This window comes from Nonomuraea sp. H19 (assembly GCF_052068215.1).
Classification (GTDB): Bacteria; Actinomycetota; Actinomycetes; order Streptosporangiales; family Streptosporangiaceae; genus Nonomuraea.
On record NZ_JBQHCV010000052.1, the window covers coordinates 20,891 to 34,739 of the forward strand.

General features: G+C 64.9%; 6 protein-coding genes. 1 reads left to right on the plus strand and 5 read right to left on the minus strand.

Going from position 1 to position 13,849, the window contains the following annotated elements:
- Positions 1 to 55: 55 nt before the first annotated feature.
- The 4 genes from ACTMTI_RS53460 to ACTMTI_RS53475 are packed head-to-tail and all read right to left on the minus strand — an operon-like array spanning position 56 to position 8,602.
- Positions 56 to 2,530, minus strand: a complete 2,475-nt coding sequence (locus tag ACTMTI_RS53460; protein ID WP_441128782.1) for an RNaseH domain-containing protein — start codon at positions 2,528 to 2,530, stop codon at positions 56 to 58.
- Entirely contained in the window at positions 2,527 to 5,724 is a 3,198-nt protein-coding gene (locus ACTMTI_RS53465) for a hypothetical protein (protein ID WP_441128784.1), read from the minus strand. The genes ACTMTI_RS53460 and ACTMTI_RS53465 overlap by 4 nt, the downstream gene beginning before the upstream one ends.
- A complete protein-coding gene (locus tag ACTMTI_RS53470; RefSeq protein WP_441128792.1) occupies positions 5,721 to 6,815 on the minus strand; it encodes a restriction endonuclease-related protein in 1,095 nt (364 codons plus the stop codon). Before ACTMTI_RS53470 ends, ACTMTI_RS53465 begins: the two co-directional genes overlap by 4 nt.
- A gap of 41 nt (positions 6,816 to 6,856) precedes the next feature.
- Entirely contained in the window at positions 6,857 to 8,602 is a 1,746-nt protein-coding gene (locus ACTMTI_RS53475; protein ID WP_441128786.1) for a PD-(D/E)XK nuclease family protein, read from the minus strand.
- Positions 8,603 to 8,752: 150 nt separating this feature from the next.
- On the opposite strand from ACTMTI_RS53475, the gene ACTMTI_RS53480 reads away from it, so the two are divergent.
- Positions 8,753 to 10,633, plus strand: a complete 1,881-nt coding sequence (locus ACTMTI_RS53480) for an N-6 DNA methylase (RefSeq protein WP_441128788.1) — start codon at positions 8,753 to 8,755, stop codon at positions 10,631 to 10,633.
- Between the two features lie 915 nt (positions 10,634 to 11,548).
- On the opposite strand, the gene fxsT is transcribed toward ACTMTI_RS53480, so the two are convergent.
- A partial coding sequence (gene fxsT, locus ACTMTI_RS53485) for an FxSxx-COOH system tetratricopeptide repeat protein (RefSeq protein WP_441128790.1) occupies positions 11,549 to 13,849 on the minus strand: 2,301 nt, incomplete at its 5' end.

Here is a 13,849-nt window from a genome sequence, read left to right on the forward strand (position 1 = left end):
AAACTCGGCGGTTTTGATAGCCGTCAGGAATACTTCGCGCAGGTCGGAGCGATCATTACAGGTCGTTTTGCTCTGTCCGATATCCCGGGTGATCCTCGTCGGCGATGTTGGCGAGATGAAGCGGAACCGGCCAGCGCGTCTGGGCGTCCCACGAGAGCGGTTGGGCACAGAGGCGCGCGGTCACGGCGACCGCGGCGTCCTCGTCGAAGAGCCCGGTCCTGACCACCACGAATTCCGTTCCGGTGAATGCATGCCAGGGGTTGCCCTGCTCCTTCTCGCGCTCGGCGGGCAGGGTGAATCGGGTGAAGTCGGCGCCCACCCGGCCCTCGCTGCCCTCGTTGAAGGTCCGCGAGGCCTGGCCGAGAAGCCAGCTACGCGTGCCGTCGTCGCCGCGGAGTTCGTAGATCCTGTTCCGCGGGGAGGCGGGCTTCCGAGGGTCTTCAGGCTGCTTGCCGTCGGAGTAGTCGACCGGGCGGGGAACCGCTTCGTCACTGGTCCCCACGCGGACGACGCAGATCTCCCGAGCATTGGCCAACCCGTCGCCCGGAAGCACACCCTCGCGGAGCCAGCCGTCACTAAGGCCTCCCCACACTCGGCGGGTCTCGTCCGCGTCCGTCATGACGATGACGGGGTCGTCACCGGGCAGCTCTCCGAGCGCGCTATCCACGTATCCGCGAAGCTTTGCGTACGAACTCTGCTCGTTGTCGAGCGGGGTGCCGATGGCGGCCGAGTGGTAGGCGGCCAGCCCTGCGGCGTGCTGGATCCACCCCTGGCCACGTACATACATGAGGATCTTCCACGGGCGATCGGCATCCTTGCGGGCATGCACGGCGACCATAGTGTTCACCAGTAGGCGACCGTTGGAACCGTTGCCGTTTTGGGCGCGGACATGAATTCCGACCAGCCAGGCGTCGCCGTTTAGCGGATGCGGCTTCAGGCTTACGGCCTCTGATAGCCGGTCATCAGTGAGGCCTCCCGCCCGCATCAGGTCGCGGACAGCGGTGACGACCGGGTAGTCCACATCCTTCTTCGGCTTCCTCGAAGGCTTCGGTCGCGAGCCGTCGGCTCCCGGGGCGACAGCGATGAACTGGGTGGGGATGCCCAGCTTGGCGAGACTATAGCGAATGGGCAGCTTTGCGTCGTCTAGCGCGCTCTTCCCCTTCTCATGGACAGTGTCCACGAGAGCCAGGACGAGCGTTCCCGGCTCACCCTTAAGGAGGGGCGCCGGGGCCAGCAGCTCCGAACGATCGATTTTGCCGTGCTGCAGCAGGTCCGTGACGTCGTAGGCGATGACTTCGCATTTGGGGGTCAGTGTCTGGATGACGCCGACGTGGGGGAGGAGCGGGCTCGCGTTCTCGGACTGGTAGGCGCCGAGCGCCTGTCGTACCCGCTCACGGGTCGCGGACCAGGCCGACAAGTGAACGATGCGCAGCTTCTCGTGACCGGCCGACCGGACGGCGGTGTCTAGCGCGTTTGCGTTGATCGGTGTCTTGTCGACGGCCTTGCGTACTTTGATCTTCGTGGGCTGGTAGGTGATCGGCTCCACGCCCGGGATCGCCGTCGCGTGCTCCAGGAACCGCAGGTAGGTCCGAGTACCGACGCCGGTTCCCAGTGGATGCGCCCAGTTGACGCTGCGCCACGCGCGGACCCGGTCGGGGTGCTCGGTGAGCACATCCTCACCCCACGGAATCGGGGACAGCCCGCAGGCCTCGACGACCGCGCCGCTGAAGTCGCGGAAGACATGAGTCCACTCACCGTCGACCTTCTTGGTGGCGATGGGCAGGCGAAGCAACGCGGACCCTCCGCTGGAACGGCCATGGTCGACCCAGCCCGACTTCACCATCTTCAGATCGTTGACCAGGCGGGTGAAGCTGATGGTCGGGACGCAGACAAGGTCACCCACACCGGGCAGCGTCTTCACCGCGAGGGAGATCTTGACGATACCGCGAGCCGTCGACATGTTGCCGAGCGTCATGGGGATCGGGTCATCCCAGGCGACCAGAGCGCCATCGGTATCCAGTCGGAATGGCACACTGCGGCTGTCGAACTGGACGGGCGTGCTAGCGAGGCTCCTCGCCAGGTTCCAGCCGAGCACCCGGAAGACCCAATTCGACGCGGAGACATGGCCGGGGACCGACAGATTGACATCCTCGGCCACGTCGAGGCGCAAGGGGGTAATCGAGCTGAGGAGCGGGGCGAGGACGTTGGCGTCCTGCCCCTCACGAGCCTGCCGCTCCCAGACACGTGTGGCGATGCGCAACGTGCTCGGGTCGATGGGCGAGGTGGTGATCAACCAGTGGGGGTCGGCGTTCGTGCGCGGCCGGCGAAGAATCATGACCGGCTGTCCCGTGACCGCGGAGAGCGCTGTCGCGAGCGACGCGTACGGGGCACGGGCGTGTTCGTTGTCGGCGCGATTGCGCCATCTCCTGCTGATCTGATCGAACGCCTCCATGAGTTGCGGCGTAAGAGGGTAGGCATACGCCTTCCCCAGCAGGTCCAACGGAATGCGGAAGGCGCTGGTGGTCATCATGGGTGGTCTCCGTGGGAGGTGGTGCGGCCCATGCGGTCCGCGAAGTCGAAGAAGGCTTGAAGCGTCGGTCCGTACAGGGAGAGCAGACGGTCGAGCTCGCCTGCCGCCTGCCACCGATTCCTGATCCGGCCGACGAGGCTCGGCAGGTCGGAGCGGCCGGAGGGATCAAAGAAGGCGTCGTCGACCAGGTAGATTTCGCCCGGCGTGCCGCCCCGACGGGCGCGGCCCACGAGCTGGATCAACCCGACCATGATCTCGGCGACGACCCCCAGTTGGACCCATTCCGGTAGAGAGCGGAAGTATTGAGCAGACCGGACGATCTCCTCGAAATGCTGACCGGCGCGCCTCATCCGGTGCTCAAGCTGGTCCAGCGGCTCGCGATGGTTGGGTTCTGCCTTGAGAGTGTCGCTCCACAGCCGGTGGTTGATGTGGGCCAGGAGTTCGGCGGGCTCGTCGAGTACGGGGACCGGGCGGACCACCATGTAGATCGCGCCGAGCGCTGACATGCCACCGTCGAGAATGTTCGCCCCTCGCTCGACCACGGCGAGCGGTGCGATGAGGATCTCCGCACCGGTAGAGGGAAAATGCTCCACCTGATCCGCGGGGAGCACGTGCCAGCGCGAGTTCCTGACGGTGAATTCCTTTTCGCTCCTGGCCAGCAGGCAGAGGCTTCCCTTCGGTGCGCCCGCGCGGACCATGCCTTCGGCGAGGGTTAGCACGCTGTCGTAGGAGGTGGTGGCGACCAGGATACGGTCCCTCCCCGGAGCGTTGCGTGCGTCGCGCTGCTGCACCAGGTCGCGGAGTCGGTTCACCAGCTTGAGCCGATAGAGCCCTTCGCCCACTTCGGCGAGGTTGCTCTCCCGCTGTCGGCCTTGGACTCCAGAGATCCGGACCGCTGACTCCGTGGTGAAGACCCGAGCGTCGTGGATGGTCACGCCCGACGCGTCGGTGTCGGGCACGAACCAGGTCGGCTCGGTTAGCACGTGGTGATGCGGAGCACCTGGGAAGTAGCAGGTGGCTGACAGGCCGAGCACCGCCCGCGGCACCCGCGCATGACCTCGTGCGGTCAGTTCCCCGAGGTAACGGACGTACCCATGCGGGTCGCCGCCGAAGGCCGCGACGGAGAGCGTGGTCTGTTCGGGGCGCTCTGCATCGAAGCGCTCTTTGAAGGCGAAGAAGAGCCGGCCGAGCGGGCTGGCGGGCATGGCGTCCCACCGGGTGAACCCGCCGAGCGCATCCGCGATCGTCTCCGCAGCCTCCGCGCCCAACGCTCGCAGGTGCGGGGTGTGGTAGAAGAGCTCGGAGAGCTTCCTGCGGAGCGGTTCCAGATGGGCGCGCCGGATCAGCCGGTCGACGAGCATGCCACGGGTCTTCTCATCGGGGACCACGACCTGGAGCGCCTCGCTGAGCGCGACTTTGTGGGGCATGAGGGTGCCGACGCGGCATCCGGCGGAGATCGCCATCAGCGAGGCGGTGATCCGGACGCGCGTCTCGGCCGCTTCGTCAGGAGTCAGATTGGCGAGCGGCAGGGCTTCCACCGGGCGGGCGTTTGGCGCGGCGAAGAGGGCCTGGAGTCCTTCAACCTCGTCCTGGGTCACGCGCCTGCCGTCGGCGGGCAGTCCGAGGAGCCGGGCGGTGATCCAGGCGTCGTTGCCTCGCGGTACGAGCCAGTGATCGATTCGATATCCGCGCCGAGCGGGGCGAACCGGGGGAATCCATTCCTTGACGAGATTGGCGATGTAGTGCTCGGAGAGCAGTCGCACGTCGGAGAGGATGGCTCTCACCTCGCCGTCGGACTCGGGCAGGACGTGCCCGAAGATGTTGCGGAATTCGTCGTCCAACCGGTGGATGTGAGTGCGCTGACGGCCCTTGGCGAGATCCAGGTGCCGGGCGCTCTTGTCGATCACTGAACGCTGGAACTGGTCGACCTCATCCACGACGACCAGTTGACAGCGGCGAAGCAGGAACTCCTCGACGGACATCTGGTCACTGACCCCGTGCTCGGTCGCCAGCGGGATGTGCATGCTCCCCGCGCAGAAGGTGGCATGTGCGGTGACGATGACGTCCGCGCTCACAGCGTCCCTCATGAGCCGGAACTTGCCGCATGTGCCGCGCCATGGGCAGGCGTGCCGCCGCCCGTTGCGCTGACTGAGGCGCAGGTCGCGGCAAGGCTCGTGGCCAGGCGACCAGGCGTCGACCCCCTCCTCGGTCTCGGTAGAGGCGGACAAGGCGCAACCGTAGGCCAGCCGATCGTAGGCCCAGTCACCGAAGGAGTCTCCGGCTGCCGCGATCTTCTCGGCGTCCTTCATCGCACCCTTGGGGGAGACCAGCGGCGTGCACGATCCGGTGATCCCGAGCAGAGTCAGATTCTTTTGGATCTGGAATGCGAGGGACAGCGCGTTGACGCGGGAGGGTACGACGAGCGCGGTCTGGATCCCTTTCTCCGCGGCGAGAGTCCCGAGTACCTCCAGCAGGACCGTCTTGCCGAATCCCGTGGGGGCGATCAGTGGGTCGATAACACCGCCCGCTTGGACGCGCAGGGAGTCGGTCACGGTTTGGCCGTCCGGACCGATCAACTGGGCGAAGAGTGCGTCCACGCGTTCCTGGCGGTGGCTTTCCCCGCGGGCGACGTCGATCCGGCCTGCCATCTTCCGTAGTTCGTCGACCGAGATTTCCACGCTCTGGAGATGCGGTGCGGTGGTGATTGGCAGAGATATGACCTGTGGGTTCGGCAGATCGGACAGGTCGTACGCCGCCTCTGCCGATGCCGAGCCACCGGAACGCAGGGTGGTGAGATAGCGGCCGGGCTTCGCGGTGGGCAGTATCGGCCGGTTGCGCAGGTCGGCCAGTTTCGCGAGCAGGCGATCGGCGTGCGTTCTGGGAGGCAGGCCGTGGAGCGGGTTGACCTCGTTGTCGCTCAGGCGATATCCCTCCAGCTCGCCTGCGGAACCGAGCTCGCGGACGGCCTTGTTGAACACCTCAAGGCTGGCGAGATCGTCTCCGCGATGGCGGAGCAGATCACCGACTCGCCGACGGTCGTCTTCGTCCAGCTGCCAGTAGCCGGACCACATGTCGATGCGCCCGGTAAGGAGCAACTGTGCGTGATCGGTGTCGCAGACGCCGAAATAGGCCTCCGCGAGTGCGAAAGCGCATGAGATGACCAGCGGTCGGCCGCTCCTGGATGGCGTGCTCATGCCCCCTCCTTCATCGTGCGCCTGATCCGTTTCTGGATCTGGGTTTCGGTGGCGATCGCCACGCCGGGCAGCAATCTGCGGAGCTCGATGAGCTGGTCGCTGCGATAGTCAGGGATCACCAAGTGACCTGCCGCGATCGGCTTTTCGATCAACTTGTTGGCAAGAGCGGCCGCCGACGCGAAGTCCTTGACGTCGAGAGTGAACCGCCATGATTCCTCCGTCGTCCGTCTCACTCCGATGTCGTAGAGGTCCTTGCACGGATACAGATCGGCGCTGACACCGGCTATGGCGTTGATGCGGTCACGCAGGCGGACTTCCACGACGCCGGGCACGACGATGTAACGCCAGATGGACTCGTCAACGCAGACGGCACCATCGACGGGACGAGCGGCACGCGGCGGGATCGAGCCGTCCGCGGGCTGGAGCAGGGGCTTCTTGCCGGTGCCATTCAGCAGGGTGTAAGTCGCCCGATGGGGCTTGAAATGGCAGCGAACGATTCCGGACGGAGAGACACTCATCGGCCACGCGCAGACGGGACAGGCCCACCAGAACCCATGCCACTGACGGTCTTGCGGAATGGCTCCGAACTCGACCAGAGGCGTGAGCCCCAACTCGGTCTGCCGATCAAGAATGTGCAGAAGCTGGCCTGCGGAGTTCTCGACGAGGAACCGCCGGCCCACGACGTAGTCCTCGTCGGTTCCGATGATGAGGCGCTGGAAGGTCGTGTGCTCGACCTGCTCGGCGCGATGGACTCGCCAGGATGGGAGCCATCGTTCCCCCGGGTCCTCTTGCCCGGCAAGTACTTCGACTGTGTAGTCACAGCCGACCTCATAGGTGTCGTCGGTGAGATGGTCGTCTTCGTCCAGAACGACCAGCTCGGCGAGTGCCGGGTCGGCGGTCGGCAACCAGGTGCCGAGCGGCTGGTGGAGCAGCGCGACGAGCTCGGCGGGGATGACCGGTCCCCGGCCTGGCCCGCAATGACGCATGATCACGCCGGCCATCCGGGCCACCTCCCGCCAGGCTTGGGGATGTTCTCGGCGGACGCTCCAGGCGTAGCCAGCTCGGAGGGCCGCAGTGACCGGCCGCGCCATTGCGGTCGGAGTGACGTTCACGCTCGTGTGCTCCTCTCGGATCAGAAGGGTGGTTCGTCGTCGATTTCCGGTTCGGCGACCATGTCGGCGACCGCTTCGGTACGGATGTCGAGCGCCCCCCGGGCCGGGAGGACTTCCCCGGTGGCCGGGTCGAAAGTGGTGACGCTTCCCGCGGAAGCCTCGGGGCACCAGCGCGAGACTGGGCACGACTGGCACCACCAACCCGGGATGGTGCCGAAGGTGACGTCCCGGTGCCAGCTCTGAGTCCGCTGGTGAATGACGGCCCGCGCGGCCGCGACGATCTCCGGATCGGCGGTATCGAACTCCAGAACTGGCTCTGCGTAGTCCGGGTGCAACTGCTCCAGTTCAACCAGCCCATCGGGCTCCCCGAAGACACCTGCGGCGATCAGGCAAACGGCCAGCGCGAGCTGGGGAACGACGCTTAGCGCGTTCTCGGTCGTGATACCGCGCGATACCGCCGACGTCTTCTGCTCCCGGTAGACCAGACGCCCGTCCACGCGGCGAAGGAGGTCGGGATTGGCGAGGACCACCACATCGGCCGTCGGATCATAGGCGGCGATTTTCGGCTCAGGCCGGACCTCGGTGATCGCACCGGGGCCGCGCAGCGGGCACACGTGCAGGTGCTGAATCAGGTACGACCTGGCCTGGTGGTAGTCCGCCCGCTCCATCAGATTGTCCGCGATGCCGCAGTCGTCCGCGTCCACCGCCGGGAGATCCGCCAAGGTGCACTGGATGCCTCGGCCATGCGCGGCCTCCAGCCAGCGGTGCACGTCCCGGCCTCGCTGGACCGCCATACTCGAATCCCACTCCCCAGGAAGCCGGAGCTCGCGCAGATGCGCCTGAGCTGGGCAGATCTCGTAGTAGCGGGAGGTCGTGATCGACCAGGTACGACGGTGCGTTCCCCGGTCCGCGAGACCAAGCAGCCCCGGTGCCACGGCGAGGGTGTTGCAAGTGACGCAGGTCTTACAGTCGGCGCAGTCTTTGCCGGGGATCCTTTCGCCGCCCATCAGAAGGCGGGTAGCGGCGGGGCGGACTGTGGTCGAGTACTCATTCCGGATCCGCTCCGGGGTTGCGTCCAGCAGGACCCGGTCCGCACCCGTGGTGAGGCCGATTTCGACCACTCGAATCCGTTGCGGATCCGCGCCTGTCTTTCGCACTGGGACGGGGATGGCGGTGTAGAGCTCCCGGTGATCCACAAGGGGATCGCCCGCGCCGGCGATGTACGCCGCCGCCAGGGTGGAGGCGGCATCCGCGCTGCCGAACGGATGCCGCATCCGCAACCGGCGGAACTCCACGTACGAGCCGTCCGTCGAGACGTACCAGCGCCCCCAGGCAGTAAGTGAGCGCCACTCGGCCACGGACCGCCCGCCCTGCACGATCCTGGGATTGCGCTCAGGCCGCACGTTCACCCCTTCGGCGGCCAACTGCGTGGCCAGGGACTCGGCCACCTCCTGATAGGTGTGGCACGCATGCCGGATCCAGGCGACGGCGCCAGGGTGCACGGGATCCCGGCTGCCCGAGATCACCTTGTCAATCGCGTCGTCGATGTCGTCGCCGCTGAACTCCAGGGCATCCAGCGCGCTCATGACCAGGCCGAGGGGAAAGTCTGCCCACGGCGTGTACCGACGTTTCTCGTACCTCTGCGGCCGCAACTGCGGACGAGCCTTGATCGCGGCGAAGTCACCGCAGTCGCCTTCGCGCCGGTCAAGCAGGCTCGCCGAAAGTCTGATGACCTCCGGATTGCCGTCGAACGTGGTCCAGTCCATGCGCTCCTCCGAGAGGTGTTGACCCGCGCGGTCGACTACCGCCGTCCACAAGTAGATAGCATGGTTGCGTAGCAAACAAGTCTCAACTATGTGCTCGACGCGAACTAGTCAATTCGGGTAGGGTGCCGGTATCGCAAGAATCGAGAGGTCATGATGGGTAACGACGTCACAGTGACCAGCGCGGAAATAGCCCGGTTGGCTGGAATCGACCGGGCGGTGGTGAGCAACTGGCGCCGCCGGTATGAGGACTTTCCCTCGCCGGTGGCGGGAACGGCCGCCAGCCCGTTGTTCTCCCTGGATCAGATCGAGACGTGGCTCCGCGCGCGTGGAAGCAAAGTCAGGCTGTCAGTCGAAGGACGAGTCTGGCAGCAGCTGCGAGCCCTGGGCGATGATCTTCGGCTGTCGGAAGTATTGACGGCGACCGGGCATTTCCTGAGGTATCTCCAGACAGGACACTGGGTCCGGCTGGCCCAAGAGTCTGACGAGGTCGTGGAAGCGGAGGTCGCGCGCGAGATCAGGAAGTCACCGGAAGGACGCATCGGATTCCCCGCAGTCCTTCCCCCACGTACGGCGCCGATCCTCCGGGTCGTCGCTGAGTTGGCGGAGGCTCAGGGGGCGGCGACCTTGTTCGAGTTCTTCACGGGGCGCTTTCTCGAAGCACACCACCGGAGCTTCGCCGCCACTCCACCCGCGCTCGCTGCACTCATGACCCGTCTGGTCGGCGAGGACGTGCAGACCGTCTTTGATCCAGCATGCGGAACGGGAACGCTTCTGGTGGCCGCCACGTCCCCAGGCCGACGCGTACTCGGTCAAGAACTCGATCCCGATCTAGCCAGGCTTGCCGCCGTACGGCTGGCGCTGACCACCGACAAGGCGGAAGTCCAAGCCGGAGACGCTCTGCGTGCCGACGCGTTCGTGGGGACTTTGGCGGATGTTGTCATCTGTAATCCGCCCTTCAATGAGCGAGACTGGGGTCACGACGAGCTGGCTGCCGACCCGCGTTGGGAGTACGGCCTGCCGCCTCGCGCGGAATCCGAGCTGGCCTGGATCCAGCATGCGCTTGCCCACGTCAAACAGGGCGGAGTTGTTGCCGTCCTCATGCCGGTCGCCGCGGCCAGCCGTAGATCGGGCAGGAGGATTCGAAGTGACCTCATCCGTAAAGGCGCCTTGCGGGCGGTTATCGGCGTGCCGGCCGCAATGGCTTCGACTGCCGGAATTCCCGCTCACCTGTGGCTACTGAGGAGACCGCTTCCCAGCGATCACGCCCCGTCGACCGTGTTGTTCGCCGAGATCGAGGCGGATAGGCCCGACGAAGTCGTCACAGCATGGGAGCAGTACCAGCGGGAGCCGCTTGTCGAGCCCTTCGTGGGTCAGGCGGTTCCCGTGCTCGATCTGCTTGATGATGAGACCGACCTGACGCCCTCACTCCATCTCGTGCAGGGGAAGACGACGCCGGGCGACGTCATGGCGCTGACGAAGGAAATCGAGCAACGCCTGAGCAAGGTCCGGCGGTTTCTCCCAAGTGCGCTGGACGGCCCATCGTCAACGACGTTCTCGTTGACGACCGTTGGGGACCTTGTGAACGCGGGAGTGATCACTGTGGTACGACCAGGCAAGTCAGAAGAGGTCTTGTGTGCCCCCGGGGATCTTGTCGTGACACCCGGAGGAGAACGGTTCCAGGTCCAGGTGGCCGCCGAGCCAATCCCAGTGACACCGCCTGTGCAGCTGGTCAGGGTGAACCGCGACGTCGTCGACGCCCAGTTCCTGGCAGGCTTCCTTCGGAGCGCGCACAACCATTACCCGGGCACCGGGACAAGCTCTCTAGGACGGCGAGACATTAGGCGGGCAGTGGTGCCCCGGCCCCCAGCGCTCGCTGAGCAGCGGATCTACGGAATGGCGTTCCAACGCATGGAAGAGGTCAGGGCCGGCCTCCACGAGGTAGCTGACAGGGGAGAATTTCTGGCTCGGACGCTGGTGGACGGGCTTTCTGAGGGACATCTCACCGTTCCGCGCGACAGCTCACAAGCCTGATGGGGGGGTGGACAACATCACGTCACCAAGCTTGTGAGGCTCCAGAATTCGAATCACGTCCAACGCAGAGTCCCTCGTCCGGAGGGGCGGAAGGCCTGAGGGCGCCGATTCGTGATCTTGTCCACGGTGTACGCCGTCACCCGGCGCCTGCTGTCTTCGCAGGCGGCATGTACGCGTCCGTAGCGTTTCCCGCACGATCCGTACTTTTCGAGAAATCGCTCACCTGTTCGACTAATGCGAGGATAGCGTCTTGAGGGGCTAAGGCGATCGGAGGGGTAGAGCTAAGGCGCGAGCGCCCGATGCGTCCCGTGAGTTGACCGCTTGTGGGGCGCTTCTGCCTTCCTCCGCTTTGGGGCTTGCGAACTTCCACTTTTCAGGCGGACCGATCACCCTCCTCGGCTGATCGCCATCCTGGTCAGATGCGTGTAGAAGGTGGGATGGATGCGTCGGCGTGTGGGGACGTTGCTGTCAGCCCTGCTGTCACCTCGGCCAGAGGTATCCGGTGGCAAGGCCCGACGAAGGAGGGCCGCGGCAGCCGATCGCCCCAGCCGCCTACGGGGAGATCCGAAGCCGGCGATCGACACGGCCTCCGCCACGAACACTTCATTACGAGTGAGAACATGAACGTCCAAGGCCGTCCGAGTGAGGTTACGATGCCTGGTCAAGGCCACATCACGGTCGCAGCACTATCCGCCAGCGTCCAAGATCGTCCAGGGGCCATTGTTAGCACTTCCGTTAGCAAGAGCTGGACCTCAGCCCTCATGCTCGATGGCAAGCCGACCCGGAGCGCAGGGCCGCCAGGCCCGAGCACCGGAAGCGGCGCGGCAGCCTGGTCCTCCGCTTTCACGCAGACTAATCGCACTCGCATAGGCTGTTCTGTATGAATTGGAGTTGTCGCCAAGTTTTGGCTTGAGATTAGCTGTATCCTCGAGTCTCCTGGACGATGGCCCATGCCCGCTGCTTCAACGGGACAGCTTCAGCATTTCGTCCCAAGTCACTGAAGCTCAACGCCAAATTGTCCAACACAGTCGCAACTATAGGGTGATTAGGTCCCAGCGCAGCCTCGACTATGGCAAGCGCCCGCTTGAACAGCGGGACCGCCTCAGCGGGCCGCCCAAGCATGCGGATGCTCGACGCGAGATTCCCCAACGCCATGGCGAACTCTGGGTGCTCAGATCCCAGAGCAGTCTCAATGATGACGAGCGCCCGCTGCTCCAACGGAACCGCCTCCGCGGGCCGCCCCAGAGCACTGAAGCTCCCCGCCAAATTCTCGAGTGCGATAGCTACGGTCGGATGATCAGGCCCCAGCACAGCCTCAAATATGGCAAGCGCTCGCTGCTTCAGCGAGATCTCCTCAGCATGCCGCCCAAGGTCATTGTAACTCCCGGCCAAATTCCCCAATGCGATAGCTACGGACGGATGATCAGGCCCCAGCACAGCCTCAAATATGGCAAGCATCTGTTGCTGCAGCGGGACCGCCTCAGCAGGCCGTCCCAAAGAACGGAAGCACGATGCCAAGTTCCCCAAGTAGATGGCGACGGTGAGATGGTCAGGCCCCAGCGCAGCCTCAACGATGGCAAGCGCTCGCTTGAACAGCGGGACCGCCTCAGCCAGCCGCCCCAAAGCGCGGAAGCTTTCCGCCAGGTTGCCCAAGGACATGGCGAACTCTGGGTGCTCGGCCCCATGAGCGGTCTCAATGATGACGAGCGCTCGCTGCTCCAGCGGAACCGCCTCCGCGGGCCGCCCTAAAGCGCGGAGACACGATGCCAAGTTCCCTAAATAGTTTGAAACGGTCGGATGGTCAGGCCCCAGTTCAGCCTCGACTATGAGTAGCGCCCGGCTGGCGAGATCATGGGCTCGCCGGTACTGCCCCTGCTCCAAGGCGAAGACTGCGGTCATGCTGAGTACCCTGCCGAGGTCTGCCGGTTCATCCTCATTCCGATAGCGAAGAGCGATCGCGTCGATATGAGGGAAAAGTTCACGCCACTTAGGCCAGTCATCCACGTTGAACTGCGGGTCGTCGGGAAGGGCCTGAGACAGCCAACTGAGAGCCGTCGCGCGCGCGGCTTGACTTGCTGGCTCGTTATAGTCGAGGCCGTTGTAAACCACGGACTGGAAGAGTCGATGCATACTCAACATCTCCTCGTCGCCCGTGCCTGAGCGTGTGATCATGCTGTAGGAAGCTAAAAGCCGCAGCGCATCATCGAACTCTAAGTTATCCGACTCGTCGCCCAGTAGGCTCCGGGGGATATTATCCGAGGCGTAGCAGGCCAACGTCCGCAGAAGATGCTCCGCCTGGAGTTGCTCACTTTTGTCACGCCCGCGGATGGCGTCGAGATGGGTGTCCCAAAGCCGTCCCATCGTCCGCTCGGATTCTCCCCCGGTCACTGAGCTGACATACATCCGAACAGGATGACGGTGCAGCCGCTCCAGATAGCGACCAGGACTAACGCGTGATTCACGGATATAGGCGGAGGCCTGTTCCAATGCCAAAGGCAGGTAACCTAGCTCGGCAGCGATTATGCATAGGTCATCCTGCTCCTTCGGCCCGATGGGTTGGGCCGGCTCGATGATCCCCCTCATTAGCTGCAGTGCTGGTTGCTCATCCAGCACATTCACTGTCAGCGTCGGTATGTTCGGCCAGTAGGCATCGCGCCGCGTAGTAATTACGACATGCCCCGCCAGTAATCGGTCCAGGTACTCGCGTACGTGAACCGGGTCCTCGACGTTGTCTAGCACCACCAGCCAGCCAGGATGCGCCTGCAGCCAATCCAGTGCCCACGCCGCCGCCAGTACGGCATCCCTTAACACGCCGGTCGGCGGGTGGATCGCCGCTGCCAACGCGGAGAACCCTTGCTGCAGGTTCTCCGGTGAGTCAGCGGTGATCCACCACGCCACCTGATAACGATCCTTGTGGGTGCGGATGTAATGGCGCACTAGCTCGGACTTACCAACCCCGCCCATCCCTTGCACCACCTGGCGCACCATCGCCGGCTCACCTGGGTGGGGAAGCATATCGGCCAGCTGCTCCAATGCCTGCGCCCGTCCGACGAATTGCCAGGCCCGCGGCTCCTCCAATCGGCGGACCGGTGCGCCGACCGGCACTTGCCAGGCTGCCAGTAGACTCCCGGCCTCCAATGAGAGAGCGCCATCCTGTTTCCGCAGGTAGATGAGGCTGGTGTGGTGGCGGTCGGATGTGAACGTCGTGGTAGCGGG